The sequence below is a fragment of the Thermococcus peptonophilus genome (genome assembly GCF_001592435.1).
GTDB lineage: Archaea > Methanobacteriota_B > Thermococci > Thermococcales > Thermococcaceae > Thermococcus > Thermococcus peptonophilus.
On sequence record NZ_CP014750.1, the window covers coordinates 1,044,797 to 1,062,596 of the forward strand.

Annotated in this window: 11 protein-coding genes; 4 read left to right on the forward strand and 7 right to left on the reverse strand. The window is 50.9% G+C overall.

The window, feature by feature from the left end; translation table 11 throughout:
* Nucleotides 1–1,541: 1,541 nt before the first annotated feature.
* From A0127_RS05695 to A0127_RS05705, 3 genes are read left to right on the forward strand one after another with little or no spacing between them, the layout of a single operon-like run.
* Nucleotides 1,542–1,904 carry a hypothetical protein gene (locus A0127_RS05695; protein ID WP_156471160.1) on the forward strand — a complete coding sequence of 121 codons (363 nt, stop codon included), beginning with the start codon at nt 1,542–1,544 and terminating at the stop codon, nt 1,902–1,904.
* Nucleotides 1,901–4,645: a hypothetical protein gene (locus tag A0127_RS05700; RefSeq protein WP_062389070.1), complete on the forward strand. Its 2,745-nt coding sequence runs from the start codon at nt 1,901–1,903 to the stop codon at nt 4,643–4,645. The genes A0127_RS05695 and A0127_RS05700 overlap by 4 nt, the downstream gene beginning before the upstream one ends.
* The gene (locus tag A0127_RS05705) at nt 4,642–6,357 is read left to right on the forward strand and encodes a UvrD-helicase domain-containing protein (protein ID WP_062389073.1); all 1,716 of its coding nucleotides are present in this window, start codon (nt 4,642–4,644) and stop codon (nt 6,355–6,357) included. Before A0127_RS05700 ends, A0127_RS05705 begins: the two co-directional genes overlap by 4 nt.
* A 363-nt stretch (nt 6,358–6,720) precedes the next feature.
* Here the strand turns inward: A0127_RS05705 and A0127_RS05710 are convergent, their stop codons facing one another.
* Complete coding sequence (locus A0127_RS05710; RefSeq protein WP_062389076.1) at nt 6,721–6,909, reverse strand: hypothetical protein; 189 nt, start codon at nt 6,907–6,909, stop codon at nt 6,721–6,723.
* A gap of 380 nt (nt 6,910–7,289) precedes the next feature.
* On the opposite strand from A0127_RS05710, the gene A0127_RS05715 reads away from it, so the two are divergent.
* On the forward strand, nt 7,290–7,544 hold the full coding sequence (locus tag A0127_RS05715; protein WP_062389079.1) for a hypothetical protein: 255 nt from the start codon (nt 7,290–7,292) through the stop codon (nt 7,542–7,544).
* On the opposite strand, the gene A0127_RS05720 is transcribed toward A0127_RS05715, so the two are convergent.
* The 6 genes from A0127_RS05720 to A0127_RS05745 all read right to left on the reverse strand — a co-directional run bounded on the left by A0127_RS05720 (nt 7,516) and on the right by A0127_RS05745 (nt 17,150).
* The gene (locus tag A0127_RS05720; RefSeq protein WP_062389082.1) at nt 7,516–7,884 is read right to left on the reverse strand and encodes a hypothetical protein; all 369 of its coding nucleotides are present in this window, start codon (nt 7,882–7,884) and stop codon (nt 7,516–7,518) included. The two genes, A0127_RS05715 and A0127_RS05720, sit on opposite strands and share 29 nt — an antisense overlap.
* A 244-nt stretch (nt 7,885–8,128) precedes the next feature.
* On the reverse strand, nt 8,129–8,812 hold the full coding sequence (locus tag A0127_RS05725; RefSeq protein ID WP_062389086.1) for a DUF257 family protein: 684 nt from the start codon (nt 8,810–8,812) through the stop codon (nt 8,129–8,131).
* Between the two features lie 174 nt (nt 8,813–8,986).
* On the reverse strand, nt 8,987–9,673 hold the full coding sequence (locus tag A0127_RS05730; RefSeq protein ID WP_062389088.1) for a hypothetical protein: 687 nt from the start codon (nt 9,671–9,673) through the stop codon (nt 8,987–8,989).
* 74 nt (nt 9,674–9,747) lie between these two features.
* Nucleotides 9,748–13,719, reverse strand: a complete 3,972-nt coding sequence (locus A0127_RS05735) for a DNA-directed DNA polymerase II large subunit (protein ID WP_062389092.1) — start codon at nt 13,717–13,719, stop codon at nt 9,748–9,750.
* The gene (locus A0127_RS05740; protein WP_062389095.1) at nt 13,720–15,903 is read right to left on the reverse strand and encodes a DNA-directed DNA polymerase II small subunit; all 2,184 of its coding nucleotides are present in this window, start codon (nt 15,901–15,903) and stop codon (nt 13,720–13,722) included.
* Nucleotides 15,903–17,150: an ORC1-type DNA replication protein gene (locus tag A0127_RS05745; RefSeq protein WP_062390856.1), complete on the reverse strand. Its 1,248-nt coding sequence runs from the start codon at nt 17,148–17,150 to the stop codon at nt 15,903–15,905. The genes A0127_RS05740 and A0127_RS05745 overlap by 1 nt, the downstream gene beginning before the upstream one ends.
* Nucleotides 17,151–17,800 lie beyond the last annotated feature (650 nt).

The following is a 17,800-nucleotide window of genomic DNA, read 5'->3' on the forward strand; positions in this document are numbered from 1 at the left end:
CGTCGAGCTACTGTTCGTGTAAAGCATTCACTTTACACGGGGAGTTGAGAGATACCAGACATCCCAATGTACACAAATGGGCTCTCATTATTTATACGCCAGAAGCTTCGGCCATATACTACCAAAGGAGAACTTCCTCTCCCCTCCAGGCCCGCTGGAAAAGGACGAACTTTTTAAAAAAGCTGTTTTGAGTGGGTTTCCCACTCTTTGGCTGGCTGGTGAAGGGTTTTGTGGTTTTTTCGTGGTTGAGCGGGTGGCGGGTGTTGGCGGGTTTTTTATGAGACTACGAGTTCTCACGGCCCAGATGAGACTTTTTAATTTTCACCGTGTTTTTCCGCCGAAAACGGGCTTTTCCGGGCTTTTTTCACCTTTGCCTTCGGGGTGAATGTACATTGTTGCGATTTCGTGATTTGGAAAATCGGGTTTAAACGTAAGAATTAATGAAAATGAGCGGGTGAAAAGGAGCGTTCTCCGGGCTTCTTTTTAACTGTGATTTTCCAAAATGAAAAATCGAGAGGGTGTTTTTGGGGTTCACGATTTCGCGTTACGGAAAATCGTGGGGTTGGTGGTTATGGAAGCAGCAACTGGCATGGATTCACTCACTCGTGTAAAGGACTTGGTTTACATGCCCCCCACCATCGGAGGGTCTCGTCTTTCTGGGTATTGTTCGGAGGGTCGTGTAAAGAGCATTGGATTACATGTCCTCGTGTAAACGGATTGATTGACACGGCGAACGAGGGCGAGAAACGCTTCCGAAGCATTACCATGAGGAGGAAAAGGTTGTTGGAAAACGGCACTTTGCGTGTAAACCTTTCCCTTTACACGAGATCTCGCTCAGCGGGGAGCACATCATATAAGAAGCCGTTGTTTACTTCTCGGGGAACTCCGGAAGAGTACTCAACCCCTCTCATGGTGCGGGAATAAAAACAAGCCTACCCGAGCTGGGGGGTTGAGGGCTGGGGACGGGGATAAAAATCTGAGACAAGCACACCCTCAATCCCTCTCTCACCATATATGTAATCGTTATCGCTTTTTTGGAAATCCCGAGGTGTCCCTTCTCCCCCAGTCATGGTGCGGAATTAAGAATAAAAGCGAGCCCGTTACTTATAAGAATTGAAAGATTCATGATCTCTTTGAGTTTTTGAGCTCATGAGTTGCCACGGTTGCCAGAGTTGCCAAGGTTGCTGAGGTTGTCGCAGTTGCCAAAGTTGTCGAGTTGTCCCACCAAAAACAACTCCTGCATAATCCCCTCGGAGATCCCTTATCCGTCGAAATAACCATTTCCCCGGACCTTCACCATATTCCCATTACTGACTCATGCCCCCCACTCTCGGAAAAGTGCTGGCAACCTTTGCAACCTTGGCAACCAGCAACCGCCCGTTATATGGTGGGGAAAACCCGAGGTAATAAGTAGTGGAGTGCTCACACCCCAGCGGCTCGTGTCAATCAAAAGGTTTACACGAAGAAATTTACGGATAAATACGATGACACAGAGATATGTTTATATTGTCGCATAATGGGGGCCCCTTTTGTGGTGTGGTATGATGTTGGATGGAATGAATGCTTCAAGTATGGGTGTTCTGGCTCAGGCCAGGGTGGATGGTAAGGTCTGCAGGGAAAGACGAGGTAGTGCCAATAAAGTGCCATCCTCAATCTCCATCAACTTCTCACGAGAGGTGGAAAGCCTGGTAGGTGGTCTGATTTCAATGAACATCCTTCCAGTAAGTGCCTCAAGAGCCACCTTCGGCAGAGATGCGGTCGTGTTTGCTCTCGGAAGTTATGATGATGCAATCAGACTCTACGAGGATGTTGCGGACGGTCGTAGAGCTTACTCAGGCAAAGTGTTGAAGGTGGGGAATCTTGACCCGGTTTACTACAGTAGAACCGGGGGTGAAGCCAGATGAGTGAACTCACCCCGGGAAAAGTTCTCGCTGATGTTTACAAAGTTATCCAAGACCACCCGGAGGCTGGCAGGCTCGCGATTGAGCTGAGGTTCTACCCGGTGATTAAGTCCGAGTGGGTGCTCTTGAACGACATTGAGGACAAGGCTCGGGACATTGATAAGGTTCTGGCGAAGCAGAACCTCATTAAGGGGAAGGAAGCGTATGTGTCAATGGCGATCCACGGTTTTGAGGCGGTTAAGAAGAAGTTGGAGAAGCTCAGGGAGAGTGTTGAGGAGGGGAAGGTTCGCAAGCTCGGGCTTGAGAACGTGCAGGGCGAGGCGAAGGGGAAGGTTCACCCGACGGTGAGCAACTACACGCTTACGCTGGTCGTGGACGTGGACATTGAGGCAGTTCACAAGTTGAAGGTTGTTGAGGACGTTGATAAGGTGTTTGAGAAGGCGAAAGAGGGCTGGCTTGCCCTTAAGCCGGTGTTCGAGGAGCTTGGTGTGTTGCCGAGGTATGTGTTCTTCACGGGAGGTGGTCTCCAGCTTTGGTTTGTTGCTCCCAAGCTTGAGGATATTGCGGTGATTGACAGGGCGTCAGGCATTGTTCCGAACGTGTTGAATGCTTTGCTTCCGGAGGGCTTCGTGGTGGACAATATTTTCGACAGGGCGAGGATTGTCAGGGCTCCGCTGACGGTGAACCACAAGTATAAGGCTCCGAACGGGGCTCGGGTTGGTGTTAAGGGCAGGCTCATTGAGTTCAATGACGTGAGAGTGTCCCTTTCAGAGGTCCTTGATAAGCTTGAGGTGTATGCAAAGGAGAGGGGTATTCAGTTGGGCGGTCAGGAGAAGGTGAGAGGCGGTCGTGGGTTCGTGAATGTCAGGTATGTGGTTAAGAAGGAAGAGCTGGAGACGTTGGCTCTCAATCTTGCCGATGAGCTTATTCCTTGGTTTAAGAAGGTCAAGGAGAGAGGCGGGTCTTGGCACCACTTGGTCAATGCCATCGGGGCTTACGTTGTGAGGAACACGAACCTCTCGCTTGAGGACCTTATTGGGAAGGACAACCCGGACGGCACTCACGTGGTCGGGCTTTGGGAGATTGTGTTCCAGAGGCTCGTGGAGAAGAGTGCAGAGGATCCGGGTGATTGGGTGAACAGGCGGAATACGATAAAGGACGTTTACGAGAAGCACATTGCAGGTAAGCCGCTCGGCACGAGGGCTTATCTCAAGAAGTATCTCCCGGTGAGCGATGAGGAGGTTGTTGAGATTTTAATGGCCGTCAGGAGGGCCTTACTACCGTTTTTGAAGGAGGTTAAGAAGGTTGACTCTTCGGGGTTTGGTGTTGCTCCTTATAAGAAGACGGCCCCAAGGAGCTGGGATGAGGTGGATGAGGACCGGAAGAGGGCTACGGGTCGCTGGTATGTGTGGAAGCTGGCGTTCAACACGGCGGAGTACCTTTTCACGGACGAGCTCCCCAAGGCGGGCACGTTTTACATTGATGTGTGGATGAAAGAGGGGAAGCGGGAGTGGATGAAGCGGTTTTTCAATGAGGCTCTCTTCAGGTCGTTCATTGAGGACGGGCTCGGCTACAAGTATGGTGCTCCAGTAGAGAGGGAAGAACTCTTCGAGAGGCTCGTGGAAGTATTCAACATCACCGACGAGGAGGTAAGGGGGATTTACATTGACGCAGCCCTCTCGCTCCTCTCTCCAGTAGGCATGAGGACGCCACCGTGCATTGAGGAGTTCATAATGGAGTTCGCGGCAAACGGCAGTCTTTCAGAGGACAAGGTTCGCCACCTCGCCCGGTGGATTAAGTTGTACGCCAAACCGCTCAAGCACTCGACAACTACGACAAAGCTGGTGGGTGCAGGGTATAAGGTAGATATGAGGATGGCGGTTTGGGCGAAGTTGGTCGAGTTCTTTGCAGAGGACGATGAGGTGGCCAGAGAGCTGGTGAGGGTCTTCAAGGAGGAGTATGGGGCGGCGGAGCCTCCGTTCACGTGCATTGGGACGAAGACTTGCCAGTTCTACCTTAATGAAAAAATGTGCCCGTTCATAATCCCAAAGGAGAAGGAAATACTCGCGGTGAGCCTCATTGACGTGCAGAGGCACGAGTCCGACGGTCTCGTGGTTATTGTCGGTGGGGACAAGGAGGTCAGGACTTTCGTTAAGAAGGGGAATGTCGAGTGGGTGAAAAAGACAGAAAGGAGAGAGAAGTATCCGGTTGCGGAGTGGTTCATTGATGTGTTCGCTACGGAGTATCTCAGTGTCTCCCCAGACGACCTCGACGTGGACTTGGAAGAGGTTACAGATATTTTGAAGAGTAGGGCGAGGGTGGTTAAGAGCCGGCTCAACGAGCTCGAAGACATGTATGAGAAGTTTGTCGAGTGGTTGAAGAGGGAGAATGCGGTAAGGGGTGTGCTCCCCTACGAGAAGGCGGACTTTAACCACTTGTTCATAAAGGGTAATATGATTGGTATTCCGCCAGCCCTCGCGGAAGAGTTCTACCGATTCGAGTTGAACATCAAGGGCTCAGAGTTCAGGGAGATGCTTGAGAAGAAGCTTGGTTTCCACTACACGAAGAAGGCCGTAAAGCTGAGTGTGGGTGAGAAGAAGGACGTAAGGCGGTGTTATCTCGTAAGCTTGGAGTGGTTCAGGAAGGTGGTGGGAGAGCCGAATGTGAAGGATGTGGTCATGGCAGGTGATATTGCCCTCAGCGGGCTGGTCTATTATGAGAGCGGCGAGGAGGTGGTTGAATGACTGCCTCGGCTCTCCCTTCTACTCCGTATGTTGTCAAGATTTATGGCCCGCCAGGGACTGGCAAGACGAGAGCTCTTAAGAACCTTGTTGAGTGGATGACAGGAATTAATCCAGAGGTTAAGGAGGAACTGATGGAGAAGGGCTTTCCAGAGGAGTTCTTGGAAAGTGTGTTCGGGAAGTATGATGTTTCAGAGATTGCGTTCGTTACGTTCCAGAATTCAGCCCTTAAGGAGTTTGTCGAAGAGAGAATCAATATGAGCCTTGAGGAAGACAGGAGGGCCGGAAAGCCGTTGAGGTATTTCAGGACGGTGCACGGGCTTTGCCAGACGCTCCTTACAGATTTCGAGGTGAGCGATTGGAAGGTGGTTTCGAGGCGCATGGGTGGACTCGGCCCGGAGAGGTGGTTCCAGATTTTCGCGGCCCAGCAGAGGAAGAAGGACCCGAGCTTCAGGTTCGACCCGGACGCGATGGGGGCGGCGAACCCGTTTGAGAAGGCGAATTATCTCTGGCAGGTGAAGAGTAGGGTAATAAACAGAGAGTACCACAAACTCGAGGGAGAGAAGATTCATCTGAGGATTTTGGACGAGCTTCCACCGAGTTTGCACGACCATTATTTCGACTGGTTGATGTTCAAGAAGGAGAAGAGGATAAAGGACTTCGATGATATGCTGATGGACGCTTATGACGCCCTCAAGGCGGGAGAGATTTATCTCCCAACCAAAGTCCTCATCGTGGACGAGTTTCAGGATTTAAGCCCGCTCCAGTTCGAGATTTTCAAGATGTTGGCAAGGGATAAGGAGTTGGTAGTCATTGCAGGCGATGATTGGCAGACCATTTTCACATGGATGGGTGCAAGCCCAGAGTTCCTCATTAATTACCCAGCGGATCTGGAGCTTATGTTAAAGCGGACGTTCAGGTTGCCCGAGAGGGTGCTCAAAAAGGCTCTCAGTTATGCAAAGGAGAAGCTCAGAAACGGTGTTTACAAGGAGATGGTGAGCACAGGAAAGAGGGGTGCAGTAGGCGGCCTTTATCGGGTTTCGACGAAGAAAGAGGCCGACTTGGACTTGTTGGCAGGGGTAATCATTGGCGAGTTGAAGAGAGGTCACTCGGTCTTTGTTCTCACGAGGACGAATGCTCAGGCGTTGCACTTTTTCGGCGAACTTTACAAGAGGGGGTTCAAGCCGAAGACCCTTAAGAGGTCTTCCCGATGGAAGAAAAGAGTCTCAAAGGTTGGGGATTTCTTTGACGTGATCCATTCAATTATTGAGGTAGAAAGCGGGTCCCCAACGAGGGAGGATTTCAAGAGAGTGGCGTGGGTTACAGGTCTTATCTCAGAAGAGGAGTTCGACGAAGACTTGCCGCTCGTAGAGTATATCAGACCTAATTGGAAGGGGAATATTCAGTTGGATAAAGTTCAGGAGATTTGGGGCAGATTGGCGAAGCGGTTCCTTGAGAAGATCATCAATGACGGCATAAAGCCGATGGAGGGCATTCCAGAGGATTACGAGCTTTACGTGGACACAATCCACGCCAGTAAGGGTCGTGAAGCGGATGTAGTGTTCCTCATTAATGAGATGCCCACCCGGAACTGGAGAAAGTATCTCCGGACGCCAGAGGAGGTCGAAGCGGAAGCTCGCGTATGGTTCGTGGGAATGACGAGAGCCCGGAAGGGGTTACTTATTATCAACACGGACAAGCCGTTCACTCTTTGATCTTTTCTCTCGCGTTTTGTCCCGATTCTCCCACCCCTATGGGGATTGCGTGTAAAGGCAAACGTTTACACGTGTACTGGCACGGTTCGTGTCAATCGATTGGTTTACACGCAGGAGTGTTATTTTCTCTCCCCCAGGAGCACCATCGGATGGCATCGTTTTTCTGTGCATTGTCCGGAGGCTCGTGTAAAGGCACTGGTTGACACGATCGCCTCTCCCTGCACCCTCTCCAGTGGAATTAAAGGTTTTGGTGGCTGAGAATTAACCGTAAATTTTTTAAACGTAAATTTTCATAATATTTAATGCCCGCAACATACGCGGGTGTGTTCGAAAAGGGGAAAAGAGAAGAGGAGAAAGAACGCGTCACTTTACGAACCGACTGATGTCGGGCATCTCCTCGTGGACGGCCCTCTGCATGTAACCCCTCCGCACAGGACCAGCAGCTCCGGTCCTCACGCGGACGTGCGCCGTCCTGAGGGGCATCTCCTCTGGGGCGAGAAGCCCCATTGCAAACTCGGAGAGTTTGGTTGCACGGTCTCGTAGCCACCTCATCTTGTCCGACCTCCTTTTTTATTTGCTTCTTCTTCAAAAGAGCCACTTGTTCTGCAAGTCATCGCAAGGGAGTTAAAGGTTTCGATGTGAGGGCCCTCGTGTAAAGCAATTGGTTTACACGAGTGGGTGTTTACTCGGGCCCGCCGGGAGCTCCCGCCCGATATGCTCGGCAGCTCTTAAGTGTCGAAAATAACTTTAACCGTAAATTGTTTGACGAAAAACACTCACAATTTTTGACGGGTCTCACGAAAAGCAGGGGGACTCATGAAAACCCCTTGTCAAAATGACGAATGGTTTGCCTTTTTTGCCCTTTGAGTTATATTTTATTACCCTACCCACTTGTTCCCACTGGAAAAAACGAACGTGGGGGGTGCTGTTGCATGCAGGTAGTCAGGATCGGGGACCTTACTCAAATGTCCAAGGATGTCGGCAGGATAATGACCCTCAAGTTTATGGACAATTCCGGGAAGAAGTACGAGGCTGTGGTCTTGCTCGCTGATGAGGAGACAAAGGGCGTTCTCTTGAAGAACGTGGACGAGGGCACTCTCGGTGGGCCTCGTCCTCTCAGGGTATTGTTCGGAAGAAGAAAAAAGAACTCGATGGAAGTTATATTTCCCTGGCGGTTTTCCCGATGAGGGCCAGGGTTTTCTCCAGCATCACTGTCAGCTTTCGAGTAAATTCGTCGCTGAGGATGAACGAGCCTTCTTTCCCACGTCCGAGAATACCGAGGGCAAGGAGCTTCTTCAAGGTCCGGTAGTAGTTCTTCTTCTCAGCGGGGCTTTTGTTTGGGCAGAAGAGAACCCAATCGCTGGGCCAGAGCCGGCCGTTCTCCTTGATATGGGCAATGATTTGCTCGGCAATCTCGGCCTCTTTTGGAGTGAGTAGAACCTCAAGGATTGGTTTCTCGTAGAGTTCCACGATGTCTTTGGGGATTTGAATGTTTACGTGGTCCGGGAGCTTTGCCCTTCGGCCCATTGGGACCACCTTTTCAGGTTTGTTACCTCTTTGGGTGTATTATATACCTGTGTGAGTATATAAGTGTTGCTGAGTGGTTGGTTTTGGGTGAGGTGTAGGTACCTGTGTGGGTAGATATTGGGGGGTGTATGCGGTTTGGGGTAGCTCATTGACCAAAGCCAATCCAAAAAGAATTTTTTCCACCCCAACAGGTATATAACACACCAAACCACAACAAAATGGAGAAGAACGAAAAATGAACCTTTCACTTCCCAAGGTAGTCCTGAAGCTCTTGTGCTTTGATCGAGATTGCTGCCCCGTACTCGTCAAAGTTCACAGACTTCACGACTGTGAAGGTAATTTCCCCCTTTTCGAGTTTGATGTCAAAGACCCTGCTCGCAATCTCCCTCAGCTCTTGAACACACTCTTCACTGATGACACGAGTATTAACGAAAATAATCCCCCAACTCTTCTCATGCCCAATCATGGGACGAGAAACAGTGCCGAGTAAGACTTCAAGGTCCCAAGGGCTCTTGGCCATTCTCAAAAGCTTGTCCATCCCCAATCCAACCCTGACAAAGTACTCGTGCTCATTCGCAAGTTGTTCGAGAGTTTTGTGGTACTTGGTTCTCATAACGGCAGGATCTTCAGTAAGATCGATCTTCCCAAGAACGTTTCTGTCACTTATGATGCCGCCAATTTTTATCACTCTCGCCTCATCGATCAGATCGGTTGGAACTCCCGCGAACTTCAAGTGGTTCCTGAACATGTGAAGATGGTCCAGCACATCCAAGATAACTACTGGGATGTTCTCTCTCTTTAAGTACCTCAAGATCATATGTAAGATTAAGTGAATTGGCTCGTCCGAAGTGTACTCAACGAGAACTACCTCGCCCCGCTGGATTGTCTTGAGGTACTCGCCAAGACTCAACTCGAACTTCTCTGACATGGCTCTCCCCTCATTGTAGACCTTGCAAGAGGTGTTAAAAAATTTATGTCTTTTTACCAATCATTTTACAAAATTACCGATAAAAACAGGACGATCTTTAGGGATTTCTGAAAAATATTCTAGCATCGCTGGAAGTTTTAAAACCTTTTTTATTCCCAGCAGTAAACCCACAGTCTAAAACGCAAACTCCTCCACCGAGAACTCCCCCATAACCCTCTCGAAGTCGTTCTCCGGGGCGTAGGTGAAGCTGCACTTGGGGCACTTCAAGATTCCCTTCTCCTCGTGGAGTGGCGAGAAGCAGACGGGACAGCGATACTCCTCACGGTGGAGCTTATCATAAACCTCATCGCGCATCACAACCAGGTTGAGCTCGCTCTCCCAGTCCTCATGGAGCATGCCCCAGTAAGGGGTCTCGACTGGATAGAAGTCCTCCAAGATGAGAGCATTTATCCCTATTCCCTTCACTCCAGGTGGGAGCTTTTCAGCCGGTTCAATCGAAACGACGTACTGGTCGTAGAACTCGATGTGTTCAGCTCTGATTGTTAATCCTCTTGAGAGCTTCGAGCGGAGCGGGATGAGCTGGAGGAAAAGGGCTTCCCTCTCAACGTCCCAGCTCGCGCTTATTGAAACGCTCCCCTTCGTGAAGAACTGGGTTATGAAGCGGTCGTCCTTCTCCTCGCCAGCTAAATGAAAGCCCAGCTTGGCCATCGCCCTGCCTAAAAAGTTAGGCCTCGGGAGCTTCTGGTAGTTTATCAGATACTCTCCTATCCAGCCAGCTAAGGGCATGGAATAGCCTATGAAGGCCTGCTTCTGAACGCGCAGGTAGGCAACGCTGGGGAGGAGCTTGAACTGATTGAACATCAATGGATAAACGGCGTTGTCATATATATGCTTAACGGAAACCTAACCCAAGAAAAGGAAGAACTAAGAAGATATTACGAGCCGAAGAACTCGTCCAGGCTTATGCCCCTCTTTTTCTTCTTTTTGGGCTTCTTATCTTCAGCCTTCTTAGCGCTCTCGGCCGTTTCTCTTATCTGCCCCTTCTTAGCGGCCGCTTCGAAACTGGTAAGAGCCTTGACCTTCCCTGAGCGCTTTAGCTTTTCTTCCTCTTTCTTTTTCGCGGGTTCTTTGTCTTTTCCAGAGGGTTTTGAGGCCAAACTCCTAGACTTTTTGCCAGCTTTTCCGTTCTTTCCGTTGAACTCGTCGAGGTAGCCGTTCCTCCCGTTGGAATGGCCGGTTCTCTCCTTGATCATCCTCTCGCAGATGTCAGCCGAAAAGCCCATGAGGGTCCTCTGCCTCTCCGGAAAGATGTTCTCGAAGAGCGTTTTTATGTCCTTCTCGGTTATGCATATCCTCTGCCTCGTGTAGTCCTTGACGTTATACTTCGTAACGAGCATCTTGGCCGTGGGCAGGTACTTCTCTATGGCTCCTTTGCTGACGGTGAGGACTATCTTTCCGCCGCACTTGGGGCACTTACCGGCTAAGGGCGGCCTCCGGTATTTGGTGTTGCACTTTACACATCTGAACTCCTGCCTCGTGAAGCTCCTCAGGTTGCCTCTAAGGTCTGGAACGAGGTGGGAGTTGATAATGGTCTCAGCCACGTGGTGCTCATCAACGGCCCTTATGCGCTCCGCCAGAGCGAGCTGTCTGGCGACCTTCTCCTCCATGTCGCCGAGCTGTTTGTACAGGCTCATCTTCGGGCCGAGACCGATATCATCTGTGTCGTGGGTGAACTTTATCCCCTCGTACATCTCGGGCTTTCCTAAGCGGTCCTCAACCCTTTCGATGACCTTCACTTCTTTTGGAGACTTCAGCTCGTATGTGGCCTTGTAAAACTCGAGAGGATAGTACCTCACAACGTCCATGTTGTGGACCTCGCTGTCGACTTCCCTCGGGTCAAGACGGGTGGTAACGACCAGAGGGGCATCCATCTTTCCGCCGCGCTTTTCTGGGAGATAGTACTTGCTGAAATTGAGGAGGGCGTCGAGGAGGAGCATAACGGCGTCTTCGTCGCCGTCACAATTGCGTCTTTTTGCGGCGTGGTAATACGGGTGTGCATAGCCAACGAGAACGTCTGAAAAGCCGATTATCCTCCCAATGATTCCAGCCGAGGTGTGTGGAGCAAGACCTATGACGAGGTGACCCACAAGGTCTTCCATCTTCTCGGCGTTGTAGAACCTCGGCAGGCCGTAGAACTTCTCGAGGAGGTCATCAATGAAGCGAGCAACCTTGAGTAAGTATCTCCCAGCCTCGTAGGGTAGAATAACGTCCTGGACCTTCAGCTCGAGTATCTGGTCGTCCCTCTCGAGGGGCTTGCCCTCGAAGTCGTGAGTGTAGCCGAGCCCCTTCAGTTTCTCAACGCTAGTTCCTATCTCCTTCGGCTTGAAGTGGGTTATCGGAGCGTCGGTCGCGTCGAAACGGATTGTACCGTCCTTAAACACGTAGACGTCGTTTTTCACCCTGAGGAGACCCTTCTCTAGCGGCTCAGCCATCTTGTAGCCGGAGGTCATACCCTTGACGCCCTTGAGCCTGTCTATACCATAGACCTTGACGTTCTCCATTGCCTGCCTTAAAAGATCGGCCGGCTTTATCTCCCGCTCCGCGTAGGGCTTGAGCTCAACGTCGCACTTCGGACAGCGGTAGTTAAAGTCCTTTGCGTCGCTTTCAGGATAATCCGCTCCACACTTCGAACAGTGCCAGAGAAGCTCCTTTCTCGTCCCGCAGACGGGGCAGAGGTGCTCCGGCCCGACGTGGCCGCACTTGGGACACTTGAAGAAGGCTATCTCGACTTTAGCAGTTTTTCCTTCCTCCGCCGCCTTCTTGATGTCCCTGCTCTGGCCACCTGCGAGGCCTATTGGGAAGAGAACCTGAACCGGCGGCTTCATTTTCCTCTCCTTCGCCTTCTCAGGCCTCCCCATCCTCGCGCCGATCCAGCTTATTCCCCTATCGCGGAGCTTTATCCTGTTGTTCTCGTTGATGATGTCTATGACCGTGTAGAAGGGCTTGGCCTTGAACTCCCACTCGAGGTTGCCGAGCGGTGTCAGGAGGGCCGCGCTCCACGGGTACTCAACGACAATGACCTTCTTCTTCTCAACCCTCTCAAGCCTGTGGGGCAGGCCGAGGAGCTCGAGGTAGCGCTTTATCTTAGGATCGTTCTCAAGGACGACCTTCTTCGCGAAGCGGTTCTTTCTGAATTCACCCCACTCAATTTGGGCATTGAGCAGGGCCCTCTGAAGTTCCTCAACTCCCTCCGGCTTGAGGGTGTTCCAGTAGAGGGTATAGTAAGGATGAAGCGGGATGTCGAGAACCGTTGAAAGATGAATTGCAGTCTCAACATTCGGTTTAACCCTGAGGGGATCTCTCAAGAGGTTCCACAGGAAATCTGAGTCTACCTCAAGGTATTCCGCCGCTTCCCCAACGGCGTCCCTATCGTTCTCGGCGAAGGGCTGAAGCTCAACCTCATAGAGGTCTTTGATAGCCTGGATAAGCTCCTGAACCCACCACTCCTCGACGTAGTTCGCCGGGAGAAGGGTTTGATTGTTCTCAACGAAGTCGCCGAAGTTTACGAGGGCATCGCCAACGTAGAGGATCTCGTCAATCTCGTTCCTGACCCTTAATGCAGTCTCGTAGTCATCTACCCTGATCACGCTCCCGTTTTTGAGCCTCACGATCGGACCTTCAACGGTAGTCGCTGGCGTCACGATACAGCCCTTACCGGGCCTCTCCGTCTTCATCTGGGTTCCAATTGCTATGAACTCGTCCAAAATGAGCATAGTGGCCGGATTGACGCTCCAAGTCGCAAAGCCAGAAACCCTAGAGCGGCCGTACCTAAGCCTGAAGCCACCGTTCGCCGAAGGTTCAGCGAAGAGGGGCCTCCCGCCGATTATCTCCTTGGTGTACTTCTTGTTGGGGGCGATGTTGGCTTTAAATTTTTCATAAAGCTCGTAGTAGAAGCCCCTCTTGACCTTCTCTTTCTTTTCAGCGACGCTCTCGGTTCCAGCGTCTTCGGCCTTCGATTCGTCTTTATTCTCTTCACTACTCTTGCCCTTCTCCTTGGCTTCCACGAACTCCTTTATCCAGTCCCAGCCCTCTATTCCCATCTTGTCTATGTACTTCACGAGCTTCTTCGCCTTCTGGAGGACACCCTCAGCGAGGACGAGAATAGCACCGCCGCGGAGGTGGTTCGTCTCAACACCGGGAACGTTTCTGTGAGAGACTTCGACCTTATCGGTCTCTTCACCGGTTATCTCGATCGGGATGTTCCTCATGGCGAGCCTTACCTCGTCTGCTTCCGGGTGATACTGCAACCTCGTAACGGCCCTGTGATATAGGTCAACTTCCTCGACCATCCTCTCAATGTGCTCATCGCTTGGCTTGAAGCGGTCGAGGCCGAGCTTCCTCCTCACGTAGTCGCCGACTAGAACGCTCAAAGCTTGGGCAGTCCCACCGGAACTCCTGATCGGGCCGGCGTAGTAGAGGGCAAGGTACTCGCTCCCATCTGTCCACTCGTTGCGCTTTATTTTGACGTCAGCGATACCTTCCAGTGGAGCGGAGACTATACCCTCGGTGAGAATAGCAAGAGCCGTCCTCACCGCCTGCTCGGCGTACTTCTCCTTGCTGCCAAGATCACCGAACTTGCCCTCGATTATCTCATCAACAACTTTAAGGGCCGCTATCTCCTTGCCGTACTCTTTGACAAGCTCCCTAATTCTCTTGGCCACACCGGGCGGCCCAACGAGACTCTCGACACGGCCAGCCATGTCAGTAGCTTGAGGAACCTCAACGTCAAGGCTCGGGTCTTTACCCTGTGCGCGGGCCTTTCTCGCTATCTCGTAGGCCCTGTCTATCTCGCGCTGGAGTGATTCAAAGTAAGCCTTCATTTCAGACGAGTAAATCTCTTCGCTCATTCAAACCCCCTCACAGAACTGGTCAAACCTGACAACGGCCCTTACACGGGAGGTTTCAACGTCTATTATCGGAACCCTCGCAGGAGTCGGGATTATGTTCACCATCTTCTGGAACTCGGTCTGGGCCTGCCATGTGCCGGTGTTTATGACGAAGACGCCGTTGTAGATTTTGTACTGCATGACGTGGACGTGGCCTGCCTGGAAGAGGTCGGGGACGCTCTCGATGACGAGCGTGTCCTCAGGGTCGGGAGCTATCGGAACCTTGTTCCCGAAGGTCGGAGCTATGTGCCTGAGCTTCAGAAGCTCTATCATTGCCTCCGCGGGCCTGTGGTGGCTCCTGTTGGGGACGAAATCAACGACGTCCTCTATTCCCCTGCCATGGGCTATGAGGAAGTCCCTGCCGTGAAGTCGTATGACAGCAGGGTTGCTGATTATCACAGCGTTCTTGAGCTTGTAGAGAGGCTTGGCATATTCCTCATAGAAGCCAGGCTGTGGAAGGGCCGTTCTAGCCGCGTCGTGGTTCCCAGGGCCAATGAACATCGTTATGTGGTCTGGAACCTGCTTCAGCAGGTTCGCCAGGGCCTCGTACTGGTCGAAAATATCTGGAATCGCCAGCTCGTTGTACTGGCCAGGATAGATGCCGACGCCGTCAACGACGTCGCCGCCGATGATGATGTATTTGATTCTGCTCACCAGCTCTTCCTCGGTTCTGCTGTTGACTTCACCGTTGAGCCACTCGAGGAACTTGATAAAAGCTTCCTCGCAGAACTTGTTGCTGCCGACGTGGATGTCGCTGAGCAGGATGGCGTAGACCTTCTCCTCAAGCGGTGGTTTTGACCTCTTGAACTTCGGAACGTCCGGCAGGAACACCCTGTTTGCAAAAAATATTCCTTTCCCGGGGGTGCCTCTGAAAGCAACGACCGAATCGGGCATTATCGTGTTGTAGGCTTCCTTAGCCCCCTCTTTATCGGAGCTTATGAAGACCTTGATCCTTCCCGTGGCGTCCTCGATCTCGAAGAGGTAGCCCTTCTTTGTCTCGCGCTTTTCATTGACGAGCCCGATTATCGTGACATCCTTCTCACGGACGTAGCTTAACTTAGCGATGTCCACGATCGTGCCGATTTCAGGGTTTTCGCGGAAGATTCTCCGCATCTTCTTGAGCCGGGACTTGAAGTAGCTGGAATATACCTGAATTATAACCTCACCCTCCTTGCTCTGGGCGTTCTTGACCTTTGGAACCTCGAACTTCACGTTCTTGACGTCAAAGGCGAGCTCCCACTCGTCGGGAATCTCCTTTGCCCGGTAATTGAAGCCTTCCTTCGGGGTTATTACTAAGTCGGAATATGTCGAATAGGCTTTCTCCTCCTCGGGAGTCTCATCGGCCACATATGCCATTGGAACGCCGTAGTCACCGTAGACTATCTTCGGCTTGACGCCGTTGTCGCCGTTCTCATAGTACTCTTCGGAGTCCCCGTACCCATTCTCACTCCCGTTTTCCAGTGTAAGGGACTCATCAGGGAAGCCGTTTTCAGCGGAAAATTCCTCCTCAGGAGGCTCTTCTATAAGAGTATCACCTTCAGAAGTTCCAGTGGAAATGAAACTCTCCCCCCCTAAGAAAGGCCCGTTTAAAGTCTCTAATTCAGAAACAGAGCCACTATAGTCCCCAAATTTCAAGGCATTTCCAGTGGAAATAGAGGTCTCTTCACCTTCGGAAGGCTGAACAACTTCAGCATTATCTTCCACGGAAGTGAGCAGATCCGGTTCAGTACTGATTTCATCCTCCACCGAAAAACTTTCCTCAGCAACGACAATATCTTCAGCAGGCGCTATACTGGACGCAACTGAGGATTCACCATCGTCCTCAATGCCCTCATCGAGAGGAGCTTCAAGAGATTCAGACCCCTCAGACTCCAGAGCAACCTCTGGACTGGGTTCAGGGTGAGATTCAGAAACGCTGATCTCAGATAGTGCCGAACCTTCGAGGGCACCATTTCCACTGGAAATTATGCCCTTCTCAGCTAAAAACTCTCTGGCAAGGTTGGAATCTATAACGAACGTCCCCTGGTTTTTGGCGAACTTTATCAGCTCGGCCAGGGTAAAGGCCTTTTTATAGTGGTCTGCGAGCAGGTAATACGCGGACGGTGTGATAAGGTAGTTGTTCTTAAGGAGGTCCTCTACTAGCATCAAAACAACCTCCTCTGGCGGGAGAGGCTCAGGGTGAGCAGCGGGCGAACCTGCTCATCGTGGCGGTAAATGTTCTTCACCATATACGGAGTCACGTTAAGCCTTATCTCCTTTGTTCTCCCGTAGCGGCCCTTGCTGACGACCTTGGCGTTGATAATGCCGAGCATGTCAAGTTCGTTGATCAAGTCACTTACGCGCCTTTGAGTGAGCGGTTCGATGTCGAGGCTGTCACAGAGCATCTTATAAATTGAGTAGACCTCACCAGTATTAGCGGGAAGGTCCCCGTTCTCGTCGAGCATGACTATCGCGTAGAGGAGAACCTTTGAGTGAAGCGGAAGGGTTTTTATGACCTCTTCCATTGTGTCCTGTTCAATCTTTTCCTGGGCTTTCCATACGTGCCTCTCAGTAACTTTGCTCGCTCCTTCGCGCTCCGCTATCTCACCAGCAACGCGAAGTAGATCAAGTGCCCTCCGTGCATCACCGTGCTCTCTGGCCGCCAAAGCGGCACAGAGGGGGACGACGGCATCATCCAGAACGCCTTCATAAAACGCTTCTTTGGCACGCTGCATGAGGATGTCCCTGAGCTGGTTCGCGTCGTATGGAGGAAAGACCACCTCCTCTTCGCTCAGGCTGGAAAGGACGCGCGCATCCAGGTACTCCTTGAACTTGAGGTCGTTGGAAATTCCAATGATGCTTACTTTCGCCCGGGTAAGTTCGCTGTTGATCCTCGTCAGAGAATACAGGATGTCGTCTCCACTCTTCTTGATGAGCTTGTCTATCTCGTCGAGGACTATTATAACGAAGCGCTCCTTGGCATCTATGACTTCCTTGAGCTTTGCATAGACCTCATCAGTAGGCCAGCCGACCAGGGGAACCTCAATCCCGCTCTCCTCTTTGAAGTGGTTTACAATCCTTGCGAGAACGCGGTAGTGAGTATCAATTATTTCACAGTTGATATATATGACCTCAACGGGGATATTGTACTTCTGGGAGATCTTCTTCAGTTCTTCAGTAACGAACTTGACCGTTACGGTCTTGCCAGTTCCAGTTTTTCCATACACAAAAACATTTGATGGGGTCTCACCGCGGAGAACAGGAACGAGGATGTGGGCGAGGTCATCTATCTGCTTGTGTCTGTGCGGGAGCTCCTTTGGAGTATAACTGTGCCTAAGCACCTCTTTGTTCTTGAATATCTTCCTGGCGTGGAGGTACTTCTCGAATATCGAGCTGAGGTAATCGTCGTCCATCATCTCACTCTCCACTTGAAACCATACTCGACGGGAGTCATTGCGTCAACTTAATACCCCCTCCCATATCCTAATGACCAAAGTCATTGCTACATCCCAACATTTTGACATCGAATAACTGGAAATACTGAACATTCACGAGGGATTCCACCGGAACCAGCGGATACACAGGAAGGCATACCTATGTGTAGGCCACCGGTTTATATGGGTTGTTGAACATAGAACTGTTAAAGACTTCCACTTGAAGTTCCAGTTCTAACCTGCGTGGGAGAACTTCTCCAGTGGAAGAGCGAAACGAGTAATGATCAGGTATGTACACGTAAGTTTACATTAGGCAAACAAAACATCGATAGGTGCGGCTATTTCCACTGAAATAGGAATGGACAAAAATAGACATGAAAATGCGAACAGTAATGAACAGAAAAGACCATTTTGGGAAAATTCTTATGCTTTCATGTTATCAAAAGGTAAACAGTTTTGTAGTCCCCCAGAGTTCTGTTTCCAGTGGAAACGGCTTTTGTAGTTACACCCATTTACTTATCGATTTTTGGTGTAAACACTCCCATTTTTTATTTTTCATCTGATATTTATAGTTTTCTATAAACAATGTTCAATATTAGTCTTTGATAAGACGAGAAAATTGGGAAAAA

What these genes read in the sequence shown, in the direction of transcription:
- A0127_RS05745 (WP_062390856.1), bottom strand. Translation starts at nt 17,150, where the DNA reads ATGGACGACGATTACCTCAGCTCGATATTCGAGAAGTACCTCCACGCC.
- A0127_RS05740 (WP_062389095.1), bottom strand. Translation starts at nt 15,903, where the DNA reads ATGCTAGTAGAGGACCTCCTTAAGAACAACTACCTTATCACACCGTCC.
- A0127_RS05720 (WP_062389082.1), bottom strand. Translation starts at nt 7,884, where the DNA reads ATGGGCCGAAGGGCAAAGCTCCCGGACCACGTAAACATTCAAATCCCC.
- A0127_RS05715 (WP_062389079.1), top strand. Translation starts at nt 7,290, where the DNA reads ATGCAGGTAGTCAGGATCGGGGACCTTACTCAAATGTCCAAGGATGTC.
- A0127_RS05730 (WP_062389088.1), bottom strand. Translation starts at nt 9,673, where the DNA reads ATGTTCAATCAGTTCAAGCTCCTCCCCAGCGTTGCCTACCTGCGCGTT.
- A0127_RS05705 (WP_062389073.1), top strand. Translation starts at nt 4,642, where the DNA reads ATGACTGCCTCGGCTCTCCCTTCTACTCCGTATGTTGTCAAGATTTAT.
- A0127_RS05710 (WP_062389076.1), bottom strand. Translation starts at nt 6,909, where the DNA reads ATGAGGTGGCTACGAGACCGTGCAACCAAACTCTCCGAGTTTGCAATG.
- A0127_RS05700 (WP_062389070.1), top strand. Translation starts at nt 1,901, where the DNA reads ATGAGTGAACTCACCCCGGGAAAAGTTCTCGCTGATGTTTACAAAGTT.
- A0127_RS05695 (WP_156471160.1), top strand. Translation starts at nt 1,542, where the DNA reads ATGATGTTGGATGGAATGAATGCTTCAAGTATGGGTGTTCTGGCTCAG.
- A0127_RS05725 (WP_062389086.1), bottom strand. Translation starts at nt 8,812, where the DNA reads ATGTCAGAGAAGTTCGAGTTGAGTCTTGGCGAGTACCTCAAGACAATC.
- A0127_RS05735 (WP_062389092.1), bottom strand. Translation starts at nt 13,719, where the DNA reads ATGAGCGAAGAGATTTACTCGTCTGAAATGAAGGCTTACTTTGAATCA.